This is a genomic window from Phenylobacterium sp. (assembly GCF_016793285.1).
Lineage (GTDB): Bacteria > Pseudomonadota > Alphaproteobacteria > Caulobacterales > Caulobacteraceae > Phenylobacterium.
The window spans coordinates 17,541-37,734 of the sequence record NZ_JAEUMO010000204.1 but is presented as its reverse complement, the minus strand read 5'-3'; the positions used below and the strand labels follow the sequence as shown (position 1 = coordinate 37,734).

General features: G+C 71.5%; 19 protein-coding genes. 8 read left to right on the top strand and 11 right to left on the bottom strand.

The window, feature by feature from the left end; translation table 11 throughout:
* The first annotated feature begins 2 nt into the window (after positions 1-2).
* Complete coding sequence (locus JNL41_RS17750; protein WP_293477250.1) at positions 3-2,399, top strand: ATP-binding protein; 2,397 nt, start codon at positions 3-5, stop codon at positions 2,397-2,399.
* Between the two features lie 108 nt (positions 2,400-2,507).
* On the opposite strand, the gene JNL41_RS17745 is transcribed toward JNL41_RS17750, so the two are convergent.
* Together JNL41_RS17745 and JNL41_RS17740 are read right to left on the bottom strand one after the other, a co-directional pair.
* Positions 2,508-3,305 carry a class III extradiol ring-cleavage dioxygenase gene (locus JNL41_RS17745; protein ID WP_293477248.1) on the bottom strand — a complete coding sequence of 266 codons (798 nt, stop codon included), beginning with the start codon at positions 3,303-3,305 and terminating at the stop codon, positions 2,508-2,510.
* Positions 3,306-3,369: 64 nt separating this feature from the next.
* Positions 3,370-3,945: an NAD(P)H-dependent oxidoreductase gene (locus tag JNL41_RS17740; RefSeq protein ID WP_293477246.1), complete on the bottom strand. Its 576-nt coding sequence runs from the start codon at positions 3,943-3,945 to the stop codon at positions 3,370-3,372.
* A gap of 122 nt (positions 3,946-4,067) precedes the next feature.
* Between JNL41_RS17740 and JNL41_RS17735 the strand changes: the two genes are divergently transcribed.
* Entirely contained in the window at positions 4,068-4,994 is a 927-nt protein-coding gene (locus JNL41_RS17735; protein WP_293477244.1) for a LysR family transcriptional regulator, read from the top strand.
* A 2-nt stretch (positions 4,995-4,996) separates the two neighbouring features.
* On the opposite strand, the gene JNL41_RS17730 is transcribed toward JNL41_RS17735, so the two are convergent.
* The 3 genes from JNL41_RS17730 to JNL41_RS17720 form a co-directional block, all read right to left on the bottom strand.
* A complete protein-coding gene (locus JNL41_RS17730; RefSeq protein ID WP_293477243.1) occupies positions 4,997-5,839 on the bottom strand; it encodes a DUF6644 family protein in 843 nt (280 codons plus the stop codon).
* Positions 5,836-6,450 carry a DUF6644 family protein gene (locus tag JNL41_RS17725; RefSeq protein ID WP_293477241.1) on the bottom strand — a complete coding sequence of 205 codons (615 nt, stop codon included), beginning with the start codon at positions 6,448-6,450 and terminating at the stop codon, positions 5,836-5,838. Before JNL41_RS17725 ends, JNL41_RS17730 begins: the two co-directional genes overlap by 4 nt.
* Positions 6,451-6,584: 134 nt before the next feature.
* On the bottom strand, positions 6,585-7,109 hold the full coding sequence (locus JNL41_RS17720) for a nicotinamide-nucleotide amidohydrolase family protein (protein ID WP_293477239.1): 525 nt from the start codon (positions 7,107-7,109) through the stop codon (positions 6,585-6,587).
* 124 nt (positions 7,110-7,233) lie between these two features.
* Between JNL41_RS17720 and JNL41_RS17715 the strand changes: the two genes are divergently transcribed.
* Together JNL41_RS17715 and JNL41_RS17710 are read left to right on the top strand one after the other, a co-directional pair.
* Positions 7,234-8,271 carry an FAD-dependent oxidoreductase gene (locus JNL41_RS17715; RefSeq protein WP_293477237.1) on the top strand — a complete coding sequence of 346 codons (1,038 nt, stop codon included), beginning with the start codon at positions 7,234-7,236 and terminating at the stop codon, positions 8,269-8,271.
* A gap of 14 nt (positions 8,272-8,285) precedes the next feature.
* Entirely contained in the window at positions 8,286-9,455 is a 1,170-nt protein-coding gene (locus JNL41_RS17710) for an acyl-CoA dehydrogenase family protein (protein ID WP_293477235.1), read from the top strand.
* 133 nt (positions 9,456-9,588) lie between these two features.
* Here the strand turns inward: JNL41_RS17710 and JNL41_RS17705 are convergent, their stop codons facing one another.
* Positions 9,589-10,272: an energy transducer TonB gene (locus JNL41_RS17705; RefSeq protein WP_293477234.1), complete on the bottom strand. Its 684-nt coding sequence runs from the start codon at positions 10,270-10,272 to the stop codon at positions 9,589-9,591.
* A gap of 139 nt (positions 10,273-10,411) precedes the next feature.
* Here JNL41_RS17705 and JNL41_RS17700 point away from each other — a divergent pair, with 139 nt between their 5' ends.
* Positions 10,412-11,236: a transglycosylase SLT domain-containing protein gene (locus JNL41_RS17700; protein WP_293477233.1), complete on the top strand. Its 825-nt coding sequence runs from the start codon at positions 10,412-10,414 to the stop codon at positions 11,234-11,236.
* A gap of 51 nt (positions 11,237-11,287) precedes the next feature.
* On the opposite strand, the gene JNL41_RS17695 is transcribed toward JNL41_RS17700, so the two are convergent.
* Both JNL41_RS17695 and JNL41_RS17690 read right to left on the bottom strand, forming a co-directional pair.
* Positions 11,288-12,487, bottom strand: coding sequence for a CoA transferase (locus JNL41_RS17695; protein WP_293477232.1), 1,200 nt, complete (start codon positions 12,485-12,487; stop codon positions 11,288-11,290).
* 66 nt (positions 12,488-12,553) lie between these two features.
* A complete protein-coding gene (locus JNL41_RS17690) occupies positions 12,554-13,777 on the bottom strand; it encodes a hypothetical protein (RefSeq protein WP_293477231.1) in 1,224 nt (407 codons plus the stop codon).
* Positions 13,778-13,960: 183 nt separating this feature from the next.
* Between JNL41_RS17690 and JNL41_RS17685 the strand changes: the two genes are divergently transcribed.
* Both JNL41_RS17685 and JNL41_RS17680 read left to right on the top strand, forming a co-directional pair.
* A complete protein-coding gene (locus JNL41_RS17685) occupies positions 13,961-15,091 on the top strand; it encodes a DUF2336 domain-containing protein (RefSeq protein WP_293477230.1) in 1,131 nt (376 codons plus the stop codon).
* 136 nt (positions 15,092-15,227) lie between these two features.
* Positions 15,228-16,028 (top strand): NUDIX domain-containing protein, encoded by an 801-nt coding sequence (locus JNL41_RS17680; RefSeq protein ID WP_293477229.1) that lies wholly within the window; start codon positions 15,228-15,230, stop codon positions 16,026-16,028.
* A gap of 1 nt (position 16,029) precedes the next feature.
* Here the strand turns inward: JNL41_RS17680 and JNL41_RS17675 are convergent, their stop codons facing one another.
* The 3 genes from JNL41_RS17675 to JNL41_RS17665 all read right to left on the bottom strand — a co-directional run bounded on the left by JNL41_RS17675 (position 16,030) and on the right by JNL41_RS17665 (position 18,535).
* On the bottom strand, positions 16,030-16,491 hold the full coding sequence (locus tag JNL41_RS17675; RefSeq protein WP_293477270.1) for an Hpt domain-containing protein: 462 nt from the start codon (positions 16,489-16,491) through the stop codon (positions 16,030-16,032).
* 84 nt (positions 16,492-16,575) lie between these two features.
* Entirely contained in the window at positions 16,576-17,355 is a 780-nt protein-coding gene (locus tag JNL41_RS17670) for an NAD kinase (protein WP_293477228.1), read from the bottom strand.
* A gap of 55 nt (positions 17,356-17,410) precedes the next feature.
* Entirely contained in the window at positions 17,411-18,535 is a 1,125-nt protein-coding gene (locus JNL41_RS17665; protein ID WP_293477227.1) for a DUF2336 domain-containing protein, read from the bottom strand.
* 116 nt (positions 18,536-18,651) lie between these two features.
* On the opposite strand from JNL41_RS17665, the gene glpK reads away from it, so the two are divergent.
* Positions 18,652-20,148, top strand: coding sequence for a glycerol kinase GlpK (glpK, locus tag JNL41_RS17660; RefSeq protein ID WP_293477226.1), 1,497 nt, complete (start codon positions 18,652-18,654; stop codon positions 20,146-20,148).
* Positions 20,149-20,194 lie beyond the last annotated feature (46 nt).

The window sequence follows — 20,194 nt, the reverse complement described above, 5'->3', positions numbered from 1 at the left end:
GGATGTCGCGCGAGCGCTCGCAGGAGCCGATGGTCCCGCCTGGGCTGGAGCAGTCCCAGGCGGTGTTCGACCGCGCGACGCGTCTCGCCCGCACCCTGTTCGGCGCCGTCGAGGCCCAGATCACGCTCAGGATCGGCGACGGCTACTGGCGCAGCCGCACGGGCAAGACTGTGCCCACCGCCCGCGGCGTCGAGGAGGTGATGCGCCGCGGCGAGGTGGTCTGGATCGAGGACACGCGGCTGGACGCCCGCGTCCGCGACGAGGCCGCGGTGACCGGCCCGCCCCACCTGCGCTTCTTCGCCGGCGCGCCGATCCGCCTGGAGGACGGCTCGACGCCGGGTGCGCTTTCGGTGGTGGGGCTGGAGCCCCGCGCCTGCGACGCCGCGCTGGCGCGGCGCCTGGAGGACCTGGCCGATTTCGTCGCCGACGAGTGGGCCCGGGTCGACGCGACGCGCGCGCAGGCGGAGGCGGAGCGGACCATGTCGGCGATCGTGAACGCGATGCCGGTCTCGATGGTGCTGACCGACCGCGACCTGCGGCTGCTGTACGCCAGCCCGCCCTGGATCGCGGCGAGCGGACTGGAGGGCCGGCCGGTGGTCGGATGCACGCTCTACGAACTGCGCCCCGACATCTCCGACCAGTGGCGCGAGGGGCTGGAATTCTGCCTTCGGGGCCACTCGCGGACGATCGAACGGCTCCGGGTTCCGACCCCGGACGGCGCGACCGCGTGGGCGCGGGTGCAGATCGCCCCCTGGTACGGCCACGACGGCGAGGTCGGCGGCCTGATCGTCGGCTCCTACGAGATCACGCACATGGTCGAGGCGCTGGAGCGCACCGAGCGGTCGGAGGAGCGCCTGAAGCTGGCCGTCGAACTCGCCGAACTGCACGTCTACGAGATGGACTACGTCCGCGGCGAACTGCTGAAGGTGGGCGCGGAGGATTCGTTCTACGAGGAGCCCAGCACCTACGAGGGCCTGCTGGCGAACATCTGGCGCGGGATCGACCCGCGCGACGTCGCCGACGTCCAGGCGGCCTGGGCGCGCCACGAGCGCGACGGCGCGCCGTTCCGGCCCGAACATCGCGTCACCCGGGCCGACGGGCGCGAGGTCTGGGCGGCGGGGCGCGCGAAGCTGTTCGTCGACGACGCCGGACAGCCCCTGCGCCTGGTGGGCGCCTTGCGCAACATCACCGCGAAGAAGGCGGCCGAGCGGGCGCTCGTGCAGGCCAAGGAGGACGCCGAGGCCGCGAACCGCGCCAAGAGCGCCTTCCTGGCGACCATGAGCCACGAGATCCGCACGCCGATGAACGGCGTGCTGGGCATGGCCCAGGCGCTGGCGGCGGACGCCGACCTCTCGAAGGGCCAGCGCGACAAGATCGACGTGATCCGCCAGTCGGGCGAGAGCCTGCTCGCGATCCTGAACGACGTGCTGGATCTCTCGAAGATCGAGGCGGGCAAGCTGGCGCTCGAGCAGGCGCAGTTCGACGTGCGCGCGCTCGCCAGGACCGTGCAGGCCACCTTCCAGGCCATCGCCGACACGAAGGGCCTCGACTTCGAGCTCAGCGTCGACCGCTCGGCCCGGGGCGTCTACGAGGGCGACCAGGTGCGGGTGCGCCAGATCCTGTGGAACCTGGTCTCGAACGCGCTGAAGTTCACCGAGAAGGGCGGCGTGACGGTGCGCATCGGTCACGACGCGGGCGCGCTGTCGCTCACCGTGCTCGACTCGGGCATCGGCATGACGCCGGCCGAGCTCTCGGGCCTGTTCCGCAAGTTCGAGCAGGCCGACGCCTCGACCACGCGCAGGTTCGGCGGCACGGGTCTGGGCCTGGCCATCTGCCGCGAGCTGGCCGAGCTGATGGACGGCGTCATCACCGCCACCAGCACGCCGGGCAAGGGCTCGACCTTCACGGCGCGGCTGCCGCTGAAGAAGGTGGCGAACGTGGCGCGCAGGCCGAGCCGGGCGAAGGCGCCCAAGGCGCCGCCGGTCATCGAGGGGGGGGCGATCCGCGTGCTGGCCGCCGAGGACAACGCTATGAACCAGCTCGTCCTGAAGACCCTGCTCCAGCAGGTGGGGATCGAGCCTGTGATGGTGGCCGATGGCCGCGCGGCCGTGGCGGCCTGGGAGCGCGAGTCCTGGGATATCATCCTGATGGACGTACAGATGCCGGTGATGGACGGGCCGACCGCCACCGCCGTGATCCGCACGCGCGAGCGTCACGAAGGCCGGGCGCGAACGCCGATCGTGGCCCTGACGGCCAACGCCATGAGCCACCAGACCGCGGAGTACCTCCAGTCCGGCATGGACGCCTTCGTGATGAAGCCGATCGAGGCCGGGCGGCTCTACGAGGCGTTGCGGGCGGCGGTCGACGGCGAGAGCGACGCACGCAGCGCGGTGGCCTAGCCGCCCCCCTGCGGACGAGCGATCTGGCGAGATGCCGGAGGCCTTCGACGGCGGGTGTGTGGACGCCGTTGGGGTGCTTGAAGGCCCCCGGCTCCCTCTCGCGGAGAGCTATGAGCCGCCGAACTCGACGGCCGAGATGACCACGTCCATGACCTGATCGCGGAAGGCGATCCGGCCGCGCTCGCCCTCGGCGGCCCCTGCGGCCACCATCAGCGGCAGCAGGTGTTCTTCGCGCGGGTGGGCCTCGCGGGCGTGCGGCGCTTCTTCCCAGCGGGCGAGGGCGGCGTCGCGACGGGCCGGGTCGGTCACGGCGGCCTCCAGCCAGGCGTCGAAGACGGCGGAGCGCGCCGTGTAGGCCGGCGAGAAGCCGCGCATGTTGTGCCAGCTCATGCCCGAGCCGACGATCAGCACGCCCTCGTCGCGCAGGGGCGCGAGCGCCCGGCCGGCGGCGAGGTGGGCGGCCGGATCGAGGCCGGCCTTCAGCGAGAGCTGGACGACCGGGATGTCCGCGGCGGGCGTCACCAGCTTCAGCGGCACGAAGACCCCGTGGTCCCAGCCGTGGCCCGCGTCCTCGGCCGAGGCGATCCCGGCGGCGTCGAGCAGGCGACGGACGCGCTGCGCGAGGTCGGGGGAGCCGGGCGCCTCGAAGGTCAGCCGGTAGGTATGCTCCGGGAAGCCGTAGTAGTCGTAGATCAACGGCGGCCGCTCCCCCGCGCCCACGGTGAACTCGGGGGCTTCCCAGTGACCTGAGACGACCAGGATCGCCGTCGGGCGCTCGGGCAGGGTGGCGACAAGGTCGCGGAGGTAGGCCGCGGTGCGGTCCCAGGCGTCGGCCGGACCCCTCTGCCACTCCATGAAGAAGCAGGGGCCCGCACCGTGGGGGAGGAAGACGGTCGGGAGGGTCATGGCTTGGCCTGGGACCTTTCGCGGGGCGGGCGGGGGGAGCGCCCGCCCCGGGTTGCGGGGGATGTTACGCGGCCTTCGCGGCCGGCTGCGCCGGGGCGATGGTGTCGATCCAGGCCGAGAAGGCCTGGCCGTAGGCGCGGAGGAACTCGGTCGTGCCTTCGTTCACCAGTTCGCCGTTCTCGTCGAAGAGCGAGAACGAGTTGCCGATATAGGCCTCCTGGCTGAGCAGCGGGACGTTCAGGAACACCAGCGACTGGCGCAGGTGGTGGTTCGAGCCGAACCCGCCGATGGCGCCGGGCGACTGGCTGATGACCGCGCCGGGCTTGCCGTTCCACACGCTGGCGCCGTAGGGGCGCGAGCCGACGTCGATGGCGTTCTTCAGTGCGCCCGGCACCGAGCGGTTGAACTCGGGCGTGATGAACAGCACCGCGTCGGCCGCGGCGATCTGCTCGCGGAAGCGGACCCACTGGGCCGGCGGATCGGACTCGAGGTCCTGATCGAAGTGCGGCAGGTCGCCGATCTCCACGATGTCGAACTTGAGATTGGGAGTCACCGCGGCGAAGGCCTTGGCGAGCTTGCGCGAGACGCTTTCCTTGCGGAGCGAGCCGACGACGACGGCGACGTTGCGGACTTGGGTCATCTGGGTTGGTCCTTGCGAGAGGGGGCGCCGATCGCTCGGCATGGGGGGAAGATGATCGCGATCTTCGCCGTTGATAATCGCCGTCGTAAGGACAAGAGTGCGTCCAAACAGGAAACAATCGTATGGATCGTCTGGACGAGATCCGCGCCTTCGCCGCGGTGGCCGAGGCGCGCAGCTTCACGCAGGGCGCGCGCAAGCTGGACGTCTCCGGCGCGCAGATCTCCAAGCTGGTGGCGCGGCTGGAGAACCGGCTGGGGCAGCGGCTGCTGAACCGCACCACCCGCGACGTGTCGCTGACCGACACCGGCCAGGCCTACCTGGAGCGGGCGCGGGACCTCCTGGAACGGTTCGACGCCCTGGAGACCTCGGTGAAGGACCAGGCCGGCCCCAGCGGCAACCTGCGGGTCTCGGCTCCGGTGTCGTTCGGCAAGAACCAGCTCACGCCGGCGCTGATCGAGTTCGCCTCGCAGTGCCTGGCGGTGTCGCTGGACGTCAGCTTCTCGGACCGCATGGTGAACCTGGTCGAGGAGGGCTTCGACGTGGCGGTGCGGATCGGCCAGCTCTCGGACTCGTCGCTGGTGGCCAAGCGGCTGGCGGCGGTCCGGATGGTGACCTGCGCCTCGCCCGCCTATCTGGCCGGGGCCGGCGCGCCCCTGGCGCTGGAGGACCTGGCGGGGCATGAGGCGATCCTCGACACCAACGCGCGCGAGGCGACGCTGTGGCGGTTCGGCGCGCAGAGCGACGTGCGCGAGGTGCGGGTGCATGGGCGGCTGCGGTTCAACGGCGCCGAACCCTGCGTGGCCGCGGCGGTGGCTGGGTTCGGGATCGTGCGGACCCCGGCGTTCGCGGCGGCCGAGGCGCTGCGGGACGGGCGGCTGACGCCGGTGCTGTGCAACTTCGAGCCCGAGCTGATCCACGTCTACGCGGTCTATCCGCACGCGCGGCATCTGGCGGCGAAGGTGCGCGCGTTCGTCGACTTCCTGGCGGCGCGCTACGCCGGCGAGCCCGAGTGGCACCAGGGCTGGGGGCGCGAGCACCCCCGGCCGTAGGCTCAGGCGAACGCCAGCCAGCGGCCCGCGGCGGCGGTCATGATCCAGACGAGGATGGCGGCGAAGGCCATGCCCTTCACGAACGGCCCGTTCTCCTGGCCGCGGCCCGAGCCGGCCGACTGGACGACGGCGGTCAGCAGGATCACCCCGACGAAGGCCCAGGCGAAGCCCTTGTTGACCGGGTCCAGATGCTCGAAGTCGTCGGGCCTGTAGACGATGTGGGTTATTAGCTGCTGACAGGCGATCATGAGCAGCATGACCCCCAGGTAGACGACCCGCGTGAGGCCGCGGCTGGCGTAGAGGACGATCAGGCCGCCGGCCGTGATCACGTGCCACAGCCCGGGATTGGCCAGCTTGGCCTGCAGGAACACCCAGATGGCGAACAGGAAGATCGCCAGGCCGATCACGCCGAGGACCCGCGACACCGGGCCGAGGCGGCCGTCGTTCTTCGTCGCCGGGAGCGTGATGGCGAAGGTCAGGACGATGGCGGCGGCGAGGCCGATCATCTTCGCGGTGAAGGCTTCCGAGGTGTAGAGCCGTTCGCCGTTCGAGGCGCCCATCAAGAGGCCGGTGACCAGGATCACGATCAGCCCGGCCCAGGTCCATCCGGCGAGGTTCCGGTACATCTCGCGCGGCGGCTCCTCGGTGAGGCCGACGCCGATCAGGCGCAGGTTCATGAGCAGCGACGTGCCGGCCAGCACGGCCAACGCCAGCAGGTGGCCGACCTCGACCTGCGCGAAGGCGTAGACGGAGTCCTTGATCGGCTTGCCCGGAAAGGTGTCGTCGAGGTTCGCGACCCAGCCCGCAAGCTGAGGGAACAAGTCCTGGGGGGCCCAGACGGTCATTGCACCGGCGCTCCGATATCGAGGGCGCCGCTCTCCGAGGCCTTGCAGTCCTGGGCGACGTTGATCCAGTGGGGAAGGGGCTTGCCGCAGTTGATCCAGTCGTAGGCGATGTAGCGGCCGAAGAAGATCACCAGGATCCAGCTCGCGATGGAGAGGAACGCCGAGACCCGGACCTTGGTCGGCGGCTTCGCCAGCGTGTCCCACGCATGGATGTCGCGCTGCACGCGGTAGTGGAAGACGATGATGTTGATGAAGGCCAGCGCCAGGAACACCAGCTTCAGGCGGAACCAGAGATTGTGGTAGTAAACCAGAGGCTTGGCGAAGAAGAGCGCAGCGCCCGTGGCCAGCATCAGCACGATGCCGAAGACGGTCAGCGGCAGGATCCGGTCGGAGATCACCGAGACCGGCGTCTTCCGGAAGAGGACGCCCAGGAGCCGCAGGTCGACCACGAAGATCGTGCCGGCGAACAGGACCAGCGTCATCACGTGGGTGCCTTCGAGCAGGCCCCAGAAGTTGAGCGAACTCGCGAGCGCGTCGCTCCACGAGATGTCGATCTCGCCGGGACCTTTGCCCAGCTCGGTGGACATCCACACCAGGAAGTCACGGATCAAGTTGATGCGTCCCCCGCAAGCATACCGGCTCTTCTATCGCGCCGAGCCGTCGTGTCCATGTCCGGTTTGCGTCGCCGGAGAAACACTGGCACCCGAGGCTAGGCCGCGTCCCGGCGCCCGGCAAGCGGCCGAAGTCAGGCGGCGCGGTCGAGTTCGAGCAGCGCGTCGCGCAGCAGGGCGAGCGCGACCCGCAGGGCGCCCAGCCGCACCTCGGCGCGGCCGGCCGGCGTGAACCGCTGGACGTGATGGCGGGCGCCGCCGGCGCCGCGCCGCGCGCAGGCGAAGTGGACGAGGCCGCCGGGCTGGCCGGGGGCGTCCTCGGTGAAGCCGGTGATCGACACGGCCAGGTCGGCCTTCGACCGGCGGATGGCGCCTTCGGCCATGGCGACAGCCGCCGCCTCCGACACGGCGCCGTCCGTGTTCAGGATCGCCATCGGCACGCCGAGAAGCTCGTGCTTGGCCTCGTCGGTGTAGGTGACGAAGCCGCGCTCGAAGGCGTGGCTCGCGCCGGGAATGTCGGTGAGCAGCGAGGCGAGGAGGCCGCCCGTGCAGCTCTCCGCCGTGGCCAGCATCAGGCGGCGCTCGCACGCCTCGCGCAGGACATCCTGCGCGAGGCGGTCGATGTCGTCGGGCAGCGGCGGGGCGAGGGCCTCGGCCACTAGCGCTGCGGGGTGTCGGCCATCGTGCTCTCCGGGCCTCGAGCGTCTCGCGCAGTATGAACCCGGCGCGCTCCACCGCGGTTCCGGGCCTTGATTTTCGCCGGCGCAGCGGGTGGTTAGGCGCATGGACCGCAGCCCCCGAGTCACTGTCGCCGGCGCCGGCGTGCTGGGCTGGACGACCGCGCTGGCGCTCGCCGACGCGGGCTGCGCGGTGACGATCTGCGATCCCGGCGGACCCAACGCCTCCAGCGTGGCGGCGGGCATGATCGCGCCCGTGTTCGAGGCGGTGCTGGACGACGCGGCGCGACCGCACTTCGACCTGCTGATGGCGGCGCGCGACCTCTGGCCGGGCCTGGCCGCGCGGGCCGGGATCGCGCTCGACCGCTCCGGGGCCATGGCGGTGGGCGACGACGCGTGGCTGGACAGGATCGCGGCTGCCTTCCGAGGCCTGGGCGCGCCGTTCTCCGATGTCGGCCGCCGGACGATGGATGGGCTTGCGCCGGGACTGGAGCCTGCGTTCCAGCGCGGGCTGCTCACGCGCGAAGACTGGCGCGTCGACGTGAAGCCGGCCCTCGACGCGCTTCGGACTGCCGCCCTGCATGCCGGCGTGACCCACGACGCGACCTTCGTCGAAGCGCGCGGCGGCGAGGACGTGCTCGTCGTCGCCGCCGGCTACGCGCCCAGGCTGGCGAAGCTGGCGCCCGAGATGGCGCACCTCAGGCCGATCAAGGGCCACATCGTCGGGTTCGGTGACATGGCGGGCGGTGGCGTCTATGTGCGCTCCCCGTGGGGCTATGGCATCCGCTCGGCGGACGGCCTGACGTTCGGGGCGACGATGGAGGTGGGGCGGGACGACGCGGATCCCGATCCCGCGGTCTTCGGAGACCTGGCGGCCGGCGCCGAGAACGTCTTCAGGATGGGGCAGTCCCGCGCCTTCACGGCGGCGGCCGGTGTGCGTGCCGCGACGCCCGACGGGCTGCCGCTGGTGGGCTGGAGCGAGGCCGAGCCCGGGGTGATCCTGGCGGCCGGGGCGCGGCGGAACGGCTGGCTGGTGGCGCCGCTGGTGGCGAAGATCGTGGCGGCTTGCGTGACGGGGCGCGACCGGGGGCCCTATGCGGACCGGATGGATCCGGCGCGGTTCCGGGCGTCCCTCTGGGACTGAGGGGTGGGGTGACGATGAACGGCTTCTGGTTCTCGGACGAACAGCAGGCGATCCGCGACTCGGTGGAGCGGCTGTGCGCGCGCTTCGACGCGGCCTACTGGCGCCAGACCGACGAGAGCGGGGTGTTCCCCGAGGCGTTCGTCGCGGCGATGGCCGAGGCGGGCTGGCTGGGCGTGGCCATGCCGGCCGAACTGGGCGGCGCGGGCCTGGGCCTGACCGAGGCGGCGATCGTCATGCAGACGGTGGCCGAGAGCGGGGCGGGGTTCTCGGGCGCCAGCGCCATGCACCTGAACATCTTCGGCCTGATGCCGGTGGTGAAGTTCGGGACGCCGGCGCTGCGCGAGAAGGCGATCCCGCGGATCATCGCCGGCCAGGACAAGACCTGCTTCGCCGTGACCGAGCCGGACGCCGGGCTCGACACCACCAGCCTGACCACCCGCGCCGAGCGGACCAATGACGGCTATGTCATCCGCGGCCGGAAGATGTGGACGACCAACGCCCAGCGCGCGACCAAGATGCTGATCATCGCGCGGACCACGCCGAAGGATCAGGTGAAGCGGGCGACCGAGGGCCTGAGCCTCTTCTACACCGACTTCGACCGCAGCCGGATCACGGCCACGCCGATCCCGAAGATGGGCCGAAAAGCCGTTGAATCGAATGCGGTCTTCATCGACGACCTGCACGTTCCGGCCGAGGACCTGGTGGGCGAGGAGGGGCGCGGCTTCTACTACCTGCTGGAGGGGCTGAACCCGGAGCGGGTGCTGATCGGGGCCGAGGCCGTGGGCCTGGGCCGGGCGGCGCTGAAGCGGGCCGCGGGCTACGCCAAGGAGCGGGTCGTGTTCGGCCGGCCGATCGGCCAGAACCAGGGCGTGGCGCATCCGCTGGCGAAGTGCTGGGCCGAGCTGGAAGCGGCGAACCTGATGGCGTTCAAGGCGGCCGCCCTGCACGACGCCGGCCGCGACTGCGGGGCCGAGGCCAACGCGGCGAAGTACCTGGGCGGCGAGGCCGGCTTCCGGGCCTGCGAGGCGGCGGTGCTGAGCCACGGCGGCATGGGCTACGCCAAGGCGTTCGACGTCGAGCGCTACTTCCGCGAGTCGATGATCGCGCGCCTGGCGCCGGTGAGCCGCGAGATGATCCTGAACTACATCTCCGAACGCGTGCTGGGCCTGCCGAAGAGCTACTGAGGGGCCCGCCTCCAGGCGAAGTGGATACCGCCCGGAAGGCGGGCATTCAGGAGAGGGCGCCTTCCGGGCGCAAAACCGGCTTCCACTCTTGCTGAAGGCGCCCGCCCCTCCGACAGGCCCGCCGATCCGGTTCCTACTTCAGGCTGAACCGGATCGGGATCACGACCTGGCCGCCTTCGACGGGCTGACCGTCGACCGTCTGCGGCCGCATCCTGAAGAACTTCGCGAGCTTGAGGGCGGCGGCGCCGAAGTCGGCTTCGGCGGTCTCGGAGGTGACGCGGCAGCCGGCGAGCGCGCCGGACGCGGTGACCGAGCAGGCGAGGGTGGCCGTGCCCTCCGTTCCCATGCGCGCGGCGCGGTCGGGATAGTAGCGGGCGAACTCCTCGGCGCCGGGGCGCTTCAGCCAGTCGGGCCGGCCGATGACCGGGGGACGTGGCGGCGTGGGCGTCGCATCGGCCACGTCGAAGGTGGGGGGCGCGAGGGGCGGGGCGAGCGGCACGTCCTTCGGCGGAGGATCCTGCGGCAGGGGCGGGACGGAGATGTTGTCGGGGACCGGCAGGGGATCGTGCAGCCGGATCGGCGGCTTCTCCGCCGGCGTCGGGGGCGGGGGCTTGTCCGGTCGCTTGACGACGTCGACGATGATGGGCGGCGCCTCCTCGACGACGGGCGCCTTCGGCGGGGCGAACTGCATCATCGCCAGGTAGGCGGCGACGCAGGCGTGGACGCCCAGCGAGACGGCGACGATGAGGGTGGTCTTCTTCGACAGCGGCCGGCGGGCCGGCTCGAAGTCGAAAGGCGTGGCCTGGCGAGTGACCATGGGAACAGCTCCAAGCGGTTTACGCATGTAAGCTGATACTGAATTACAGCCGTAATGTGGCGAAATCGCGCAGACGGCGCGGCGGGGCGATCAAGCAAGGTTAACGGCAGATTCACCATGATCGGCGACTCCTGCCGCCATGGCCGTCCAGGGCATCCGAGGCATTGTCGAAGCCGCCATCCAGCGCGCCTCCCAGGCGACGGGGGTGGACTTCGGATTCCTGATGAAGACCGCCGGCCGCGAGAGCAGCTTCAATCCGCGCGCGCAGGCGTCGACCTCGTCGGCCGCCGGCCTCTTCCAGTTCGTGGAGCAGACCTGGCTGTCCACGTTGAAGCAGCACGGGACCAAGCACGGCTACGCCCGCTACGCCGAGCTGATCAGCAAGGGCGCGGACGGGCGCTATCACGTGAGCGGTTCGGAAGCGCGGCGCGCGGTGATGGACCTGCGCCTCGACCCGCACGCGGCCTCGCTGATGGCCGGCGAACTGGCCTCGGACCATGCCGCCTACCTGAAGGGGCGCACCGGGCGCGATCCCACGGCGGGCGAACTCTATGCGGCGCACTTCCTGGGCCCGCAGGGCTCGGCCAGGCTGATCAACGCGGCGCAGAACCAGCCGGGCGCCACGGCGGCGTCGCTGTTTCCCGATGCGGCGCGCTCGAACAGGTCGATCTTCTACCGCGACGGGCGCGCGGCGACGGTCGGCGAGGTCTACGCGAACCTGACGAAGACCGGCGGAGGCCAGGCCATCGCCCCGCAGGCGGAGGAGGCCGATCCCGTCGACGGCGGCTTCATCCAGTATGCCTCGGCGCGCCGCCTGTCGCGGCAGCGCGAGCAGGAAGCGCTGATCTCCATGATCCTGCGCGGCTCGCAGCCCTCGGATCAGCTCGGCGTCGGCAGCCGCCTGACCGGCTCGCTGTTCACCAGCGAGATGCTGAAGATGCTCTCGGACGGCCGCGATAGCTGAGCCCGCAAAGGCTCTCCCCCTTTCCCGCAAAGCGGGAAGGGCAGAGGGCGGCTAGCCCGCCGCGGCGCCGGCCTCGTACATGGCGTCGATGTCGGCGTCGGCGTAGCCGAGTTCCTTCAGGACGTTGCGCGTGTGTTCGCCGAGCCTCGGCGCACGCGGGCGCACGGTCGCGTCCGCGCCGGGGAAGCGGGCCGGGGCGGCGACGGAGCGGAACGTGCCCCCCTGGCCATCCTCGATCTCGATGAAGGCGCCGGCAGCGGCGATCTGCGGGTCTTCGGCCACCTGGGCGGGGACCTGCAGCGGCGCCCAGACGAGGTCGGCCTCGTTCAGCCGCAGGGCGATCTCGGCCATGGGGAGGCGCGCGAAGGCCGCTTCCAGCTCGACCGCGAGTTCGCGGGCGTTGGCGCGGCGCGCCTTGCCGCTGGCGAAGCGATCGTCGGCGATCAGGTCCTCGCAGCCCGCGGCCTTCAGGAACTTCTCCCAGCCGCCGTGGCCGCCGCGCGGGTTGTGGACGAACCAGTGGCCGTCCGAACTCCTGAAGTGGTTGGCGAGCGCGTTCATCGGGTTGTCGCGCGAGCGGACCGAGGCCACGCGGCCGAACTTCAGTTGCACCGCGAGGTCCGAGCCCCAGAGGTAGACGCCGGTGGCCAGCAGCGAGGTCTGCACGAGCCGGCCCACGCCGGTCTTCTCGCGCTCGTAGAGGGCGGCGAGGATCGCCGAGACGGTGGCCAGCGAGGTCGAGTGGTCGCCCATGCCCGAGGTGCGCATGAACGGCTCCGCGCCCTTGGGCGCCGTCATGTAGGCGATGCCCGAGCGGGCCCAGAACGCGGTGACGTCGAAGCCCGGCAGGTGGGCGTCGGGGCCTTCGAGGCCGTAGCCGGTGATCACCGCGTAGACGAGACGCGGGTTCAGCTTGCGCAGGGTGGCCTCGTCGAGGCCGTACTTCTTCAGCGAGGCCGGACGGGTGTTGGTGAGGAAGACGTCGGCGGTCTCGGCGAGCTTCGCCAGCGCATCGCGGCCCGCGGGCTTGGTGATGTCGAGGACCACGCCGCGCTTGCCGCGGTTGTCGACCTCGAAGGTGGGGTTGGCGCCCAGGTCGTTCTTCAGGTCCGCGAACACGTGGCGCATGTTGTCGCCCTCGGGCCGCTCGACCTTGATCACCTCCGCGCCCCAGTCGCCCAGGATGGCGGCCGTTCCCGGACCGGCGATGTAGGCGGTGAAGTCGACGACCTTCAGACCCTGCAGCAGCACGCGCACGTCTCCCCTTATGCGGGCGCGACCCTAGCCGAGGTGACCGGACGGCGCCCAGAGGGGTGCTTACGCGACCGCGGCGCGATCGTTGGCGGGCGGGCTGGCGGCGATGGCCTCGGCGATGGCGCGGGCGGCGGCGGGGATGGCGATGGGCCGGCGCAACAGGCTGTCGGCGCCGGCGGCGAGGGCGGCCTCGGCATCGGCGGCCTCCTGGCCGACCAGGGCGACGACCGGGGTGGCGCCGGCGCCGCCGGGCAGCGCGCGGAGCGTCGGAATCGCGCCGAGGTCGCCGCAGACCATCAGGTCGAGGTCGCAGATGCGGGCGAGCTCGACGGCGCGGGCGGCCTGGGCCGTCTGCACGATCTGGTGGCCGAGCTGCTCCAGACTGGCGCGCAGGGCGGCCGCGGCCAGCGGGTCCGGCTCGAGGGTGAGGATCCGCAGGCGTCGCGGGGGCGTCCCGGCCTCGGGGGCGGCCTGCGCGCCGCCGACGATGGCGAGGAGTTCGTTCACCGCGTCCAGCGCGACGCCGATCTGGCCACGGGAGGGCGCGGCCCGGCCGCGGGCGGCGGCGGCGAGCACATGGGCGACGCCGGTCAGGCCGTCGCGCAGCTCGTCCGAGAGGGTGTCGGCCAGTTCGGACTTCACGCGGGCGAACCTGCGGGCCGCCTCCGCCTGCTCGGCGCGTTCGGCCAGCAGGCGCTCGCGATCGGCGGCCAGCGCGTACTGGGCGCGCAGGATGCGGTTGACCAGCAGCGCGATGGCCAGCGCCAGGGCCGTGGCGGCGAGGCCGAGACGCGCGATGGGCGCGTCCTCCGGGTGGACGAAGAGGGCGGCGAGGGGGCCCGCCAGCGCGGCGGGCGCGACGATCAGCAGGCTGGGCAGCCAGGGCGTCGTGAACGCGATGCAGACGACCGCAGCGCCGAGCGAGAGGAGAAGCAGCGTCTCGCGCGCCGGGCCCGCGAAGTGGGCGAAGGCGGCGACCGAAGCTATGGCGCCGGCCCAGATCAGACCGCCCGCGATCTGCATCCGCGCGCGCCTGCGTAGATCCGCCGCAGCCGGCGTCCTGAGCCAGTCGACGATCCCGTAGAAGGCGCCCCAGCCGACCGCGAAGGCGCCCAGGCAGGCGCTCATCCAGGCGGCGTTGGCGGCATGGCTCCCGGCCCAGACGAAGATCGGCAGCGAGACGCCAAACCCCAGCAATGCATAGGGAAGCAGCGCCGCCTGGGCCTTCATCCCCTGCTCGCCGGCGGTGAGCGCGCGGGCCGGTTCGGCGGGCTTTGCGGACGTCACGGGCGGCCCCTTCGCAGGCGAGGCCGGCAGGGTAGGGACCCGCCCGTTGGCGGCGTCCTAAGCGAAATCCTTAATCCACAGATTCGCGCGGCAACCTCTCGTTAAGGCGCGAGTCGGCAATCTCGAATCGCGGGACTCCGGACGCGGTTCGGAACGGGTCCGACCTGGGGCGATTTGGGAACGATGGCGACGACGCGGTCAGCGCTGACGGATGTGGATATCCGCACGCTGGTGAAGGGCGCCACTCCGGACGAGCGCGCGCTCGCCGCCCGCAAGCTGTGCAACACCATGGACCACGTCCCGCTGTCGGACGACGACCGGGCGCTGGCCGCCGACATCCTGCGGGTGATGGCCGCCGACGCGGCCGAGCTGGTGCGCAAGGCGATCGCCGAGACGCTGCAGGCCTCGACCGTCGTGCCGCGCGACGTGGCGCTGAAGCTGTCGCGCGACGTGGAAAGCGTCTGCCTGCCGCTGCTGGCCCACTCGCCGGCGTTCTCGGACGACGACCTGGCCGAGATCGTGCGGCTGGGCGGCCCGGTGCGGCAGGTGGCCATCGCCAAGCGGCCCGAGATCTCGCGCAAGGTCACCGACAGCCTGGCCGAGCATGGCGGCGAGCGCGCCCTCGCCACCGCCTGCGCCAATCCGGGCGCCGATTTCGCCGAGACGGCGCTGAAGCGCGTGGTCGACCGGTTCGAGCAGTCGGAGCGGGTGCTGGCGGCGGTCGCCTACCGCCAGGTGCTGCCGCTGTCGATCACCGAACGGCTGATCGGACTGGTGACCGACCAGGTGCGCGACCACCTGGTGAGCCATCATGCGGTGAGCGCCGAGGCGGCGCTGACCCTCGCGACCGGCGTCGCCGAGCGCGCGACCGTCGACCTCGTGGACCAGGCGGGCAAGACCGCCGACGTGCGCGGCTTCGTGGGCCACCTGAACGGCGAGCGGAAGCTGACCGCGTCGCTGCTGCTGCGCGGCCTGGCGCACGGGCACATGACCTTCTTCGAGCATGGCGTGGCCGAACTGGCCGGGGTGCCGCATCACCGCACCTGGCTGATGATCCACGACGCGGGCTCGCTGGGCCTGCGGGCGATCTACGAGCGGGCGGGGTTGCCGGCGCGGCTGTTCCCGGCGTTCCGGGCGGCCGTCGACACCTTCCACTCGATGGAGTTCGACGGCGGACCGCGCGACCGCGAGCGGTTCCAGGAGCGGATGCTGCAACGGTTCCTGACCCAGCCCGACACCGCCGCGCGCGAGGACGTCGACTACCTGCTCGACCGCATGGACCGCACCGCGTCGACCGCGCGCCGCGTCGCCTAAGGAACCACGAAAAGCACGAAAAACACGAAAGGGGCTGTGCGCCCTTCGAGGCATTCGGGGACGGCCCGCCTTTCGTGTTTTTCGTGGTTTCCCTGCAGCCTTGCCTTCCGCGCGGTCAGGGTTCCAAGCTGGGAGGATGAGCGAAGCGCCCCGCCAGCCGGCCGAAATCCGACCCGCCGCCACCATCCTGCTGCTCCGCGACGAGCCGCAGTTCGAAGTGCTGATGGTCAAGCGCCATCACCAGATCGACTTCGCGTCGGGCGCGCTGGTGTTTCCCGGCGGCAAGACGCACGCGGGCGACGCCGACGCGGCGTGGGCCGATCATTGCTCGGGCTGGGACCGGTTCGACGACGAGCAGCGGACGCTGCGGATCGGGGCGATCCGCGAGGCCTTCGAGGAGGCGGGCGTGCTGCTGGCGGAATCTCCGGACGGCGCGCATTTCGCCGACGCCTGCGAGCTGTCGGTGCGCGAGCAGGTCGACCGGGGGGAGGTGGCGTTCCTGAACGTCGTGAAGGGCCTGGGCGTGCGGCTGCGGCTGGACGCGCTGACGGTGTTCGCGCGCTGGATCACGCCCACGATGATGCCGAAGCGGTTCGACACCTGGTTCTACGCGGTCCGCGCGCCGGCCGATCAGGTGGCGGTGTGCGACGGGCGCGAGGCGGTGGACGCCGAGTGGATCGCGCCGGACGAGGTGCTGCGGCTGGCCGACGCCGGCGAGCGGACGGTGATCTTCCCGACGCGGATGAACGTGCAACTGCTGGCCGAGGCGTCGAGCGCCGAGGACTGCGTGGCCCGCGCCGAGGCGCGGGAGCTGGTGACCGTGCTGCCGGTGGTGGAGATGCGCGAAGGCGCGCGGTTCCTGGTGATCCCGCCGAACGCCGGCTACGGCGCGGTGGAGGAGGCGATGGACCGCGCCCAGTTGGCGATGAAAACCTAGATCAGGCGCCGAATTCCTTGATCCGGCCTTCGAGCTCCTGGACGAGGATCTTTCCGACGGGGTGGTCCTCGGTCTTGATGTCGTCGCGGGCGCACGCCTTGATCGCGTCGATGTGGGCGTCGATGAGGCTGACGGGCGCGTCGAGGCGCTTGGCCTTGTCGTCTATCAGGCGGCACAGCAGGCCGGCGATGCGGGTGATCAGCGGGAAGCCGTAGGTCGTGCCCAGGCCCTTCAGGTCGTGGGCGCGGAGGTAGAGGCTTTCCAGGTTGTCGGCGGTGGGCCCCTCGGCATGCACCGTCTGGCGCGCGCCTTCCAGCTTGCCGATCTCGTCGTTCAGCCACTGCACGAAGTTGCAGGACAGGCTCTTGAGCGCGGCTTCGGCCTTGGCGATGGCGGCCGGATCGATGACGCCCAGACGACTGCCGCCGACCTTCAGGCGAAGGGCGTTCGGAGGCTCGATCATCTGGCCGGGCTTGGCTTCGCTCACGTGACACTCCCCACCGACAAGCGTCCGGAGGGTACGGTGAACGGGTTAACTGGAGGTGTCCTAGACGGAGAACTGCTCGGCCAGGACCCGTTCGCCGAGGCTGCGGCCGGCGTCGAACAGCATGCAGACCTGCACGTTGCGGTCCTCGGCGATGTAGACCTCGAGCACGTTGGGCGCCTCGAAGTTGTCGGCCACGGCGCTGACGGGCCGCTTGGCGCCTTCGAGGACCTCCAGGCGGATGCGGGCCTGATGCGACAGCAGCGCGCCGCGCCAGCGGCGGGGACGGAAGGCGCTGATGGGCGTGAGCGCCAGGATCTGGCTGTCCATCGGGATGATGGGGCCGTGGGCCGAGAGGTTGTAGGCGGTGGAGCCCATCGGCGTGGAGAGCAGCGCGCCGTCGCAGATGAGCTCGGGCATCCGCACCTTGCCGTCGATGGAGATGCGCAGCTTGGCGGCCTGGCGGGTCGTGCGCAGCAGGCTGACCTCGTTGAACGCGATGGCCTCGTGGCTCTGGCCGCCCACGTCGACCGCGTTCATGCGCAGGGGGTGGATGACGGCATGCTCGGCGGCGTTGATCCGCCCGAGGAGGTCGTCGTCGGCGAACTCGTTCATCAGGAAGCCGACCGAGCCGCGGTTCATGCCGTAGATCGGCTTGCCCTTGTCCATCAGCGCGTGGACCGTCTCGAGCATGAAGCCGTCGCCGCCGAGGGCCACGATCACCTGGGCGTCGTCGACGCCGGCGTCGCCGTAGCGGGCCGCGAGCCGCTCGCGCGACTCCTGCGCTTCAGGGCGGGTGGACGCGACGAAGGTGACGCGGGTCACGAAGGCGGAGCGGTTCATCGGCGGCCATAACCGCCGAACCGCGAGCGCCTGTCAAACAACGGTTTGACGTCGGTCAGGCGGCCGAGAGCGAGCGCGCGGCCTGGCGGAACGCGGCGCCGGCCACCTCGGGCGTGACCGGGGCGAAGGCGACCTGGGCCTTGGCCGCGCCTTCCGAGCCGCCGCCGGGCCGGCCGTCGTTCAGCTTGCGCGTCATCTCCAGGATGTCGGGGAACACGCTGCGGTCGATGCCGACGGCGGCGCAGGCCAGCGCCAGCAGTTCGGGCCGATCCGAGTCGATCGTGGCCTGGACGTGGCTCTGGTCGAAGCGGCCCAGCACGGCCAGCGCGGCCGCGAACAGACCCAGGCGACCCTCGCGCAGCGCGCGGATCAGGTAGCCGGGCCGCAACTGGCCGGCCGCGTGCAGCTTGTCGATCAGGCGCCGCTCCATCGCCTCGCGTTCGCCGTCGCGCGCGGTGCGCGGCTGGGCCTCGGAGGCGGGGACGGCGACGATGTCGTAGTGGCCCTCGTTGATCGAGGCGGCCAGCGCCTCGTCGAGGATGGCGACGTCGAGGCGGAAGCGGTCGGCGAGGCCCTGGCGCAGCGCCAGGCCCACCCAGAGGTAGAGGCGCTTGGCGAGCTGGCCCGTGAGCCGGGGATGCTGCGAGAGCGGCGTGCGCAGGGCCGCGATCTGGCGGGCCGCCTCGACCAGCTCCTCCATGTCGGCCTGCGAGAGGTCGGCCGTAGGGTTGCCGGCCAGCGCGGTCAGCACGGCGGGCTCGGCCTGCTCGAGGATGGCGCCGACGACGGCCTGCGAGAGGTTCGGACGGCGCGCGACCTCGATCTGGTGCTCGATGGTCGCCTCGACCAGCAGGCGGACGAGGTCGAGGTCCTTCAGCACCGGGCTGCCGGCGATGATCGGGCGGGCGATCTCGATGTCGTCGAGGGCGAGCACGTTGACGAGGGCGTTCGGCGCCCAGTCGGCCTCGGCGAGCTTCTCGGACAGGCGGCGGCGGATGTCGCGTTCGGCCTCGACCACCAGGCTCATGAAGATGGACGAGAGCAGCGCCTGGATGGCGCCGGACTTCATGACGTCGCCGGCGTGCGGCGCATCGCACAGGTCGGCGATCGCCAGCAGGAGGCGTTCACGATCCGCCGGCTGGCGGCTCTTTGCGAGATCGAGCAGACTTCCGCTGCTCATCGCGAGACTCAAGCCAAATCCCCCCAGAAGCGACACTCTGAATTCGGCGGACAGACACTGAGGCTCTCGAATGAAGACATGTTTAAGGGCGCCGTCGAACGGGAGGTAACCACACCATGGCCGAGCCGCTGATCCTGGCGCTGGACCAGGGCACGACCTCGACGCGGGCGATCCTGTTCGGCGCCGACGGCACGGCGCTGGGCGAGGCCGGCCGGCCGCTGGAGCAGCACTATCCGCACGACGGATGGGTCGAACACGACGCCGATGAGATCTTCGCGGCGTCGTTGGCCGTGCTGAAGGAGGCCGTGCAGAAGGCCGGCCGCGCGATGGGCGACGTGGCGGCCATCGGCATCACCAATCAGCGCGAGACGGTCGTGGTCTGGGAGAAGGCCACCGGCAGACCCATCCACAAGGCCATCGTCTGGCAGGACCGGCGGACCGAGCCCGTCTGCGCGAGGCTGCGCGAGGCCGGGCGCGAGAGGCGCGCGACCGAGATCACCGGCCTGCTGCTGGACCCCTACTTCTCCGGGACCAAGCTGGCCTGGCTGCTGGACCACACGCCGGGCGCGCGCAAGGCGGCGGAGGCCGGCGAACTGCTGGCCGGCACCATCGACACCTGGTCGATCTGGAAGCTGACCGGCGGCCAGGTCCACGCGACCGACGCGACGAACGCCTCGCGGACGCTGCTCTACGACATCCGCGCCCATGCCTGGTCGGCCGAGATGGCCGAGATGCTGGAGGTTCCGCTGCGGATGCTTCCCGACGTGCGCGACTGCGCCGGCGACTTCGGCGAGACGGACGCGGGGTTGCTGGGCCGCGCGATCCCGATCCGCGGCGTGGCGGGCGACCAGCAGGCGGCGCTGATGGGGCAGGGCTGCATCAACCCCGGCGAGATGAAGGCCACCTACGGGACCGGTTGCTTCATGCTGCTGAACACCGGCGAGGCCGCGCCGGTGAGCCAGGCGCGGCTGCTGACGACGGTGGCGGCGCAGGTGGGGGGGCGGACCACCTATGCGCTGGAGGGCGCGATCTTCATCGCCGGCGCCGCGATCCAGTGGCTGGGCGAGGGGCTCGGCGTACAGGGCGGGCCGCAGGCGGCCGAGGCGCTGGCGGCCAGGGCGAACGAGGATCTGGGCGTGGTGCTGGTTCCGGCGTTCACGGGGCTCGGCGCGCCGTGGTGGGACGCCAATGCGCGGGGCGGGCTGTTCGGGCTGACCCGCGACGCCGGCCTGGCCGAGATCTCGCGGGCGGCCTTCGACGCCTGCGCGCTGCAGACCCGCGACCTGATCGAGGCGATGCGGGCCGATGCGCCCCAGGCGTTCCGGGGCGACGTGGAGCTGCGTATCGACGGCGGGATGTCGAAGAGCGCGTGGTTCAGCCAGCGCCTGGCCGACCTGACCGGCGTGGGCGTGAGCCGGGCGACGTACCAGGAGACGACCGCGCTGGGCGCGGCCCTGTTCGCCGGCGTGGGGGCGGGCGTCTACCGGGACGTGACCGAGGCGGCCGGCGCAAGGCCCAGGACCGAGGGCTACCGGCCCAGGATGGCGTCCGATCCGCGCGAACGGGCCTACGCCCGCTGGCTGGACGCCGTGAACCGCGTCCGGACCAGCTAGTGTGCTGGATCTGAAGTTCGCCTGCTTCCGGGTCGGAGCGCCGAGC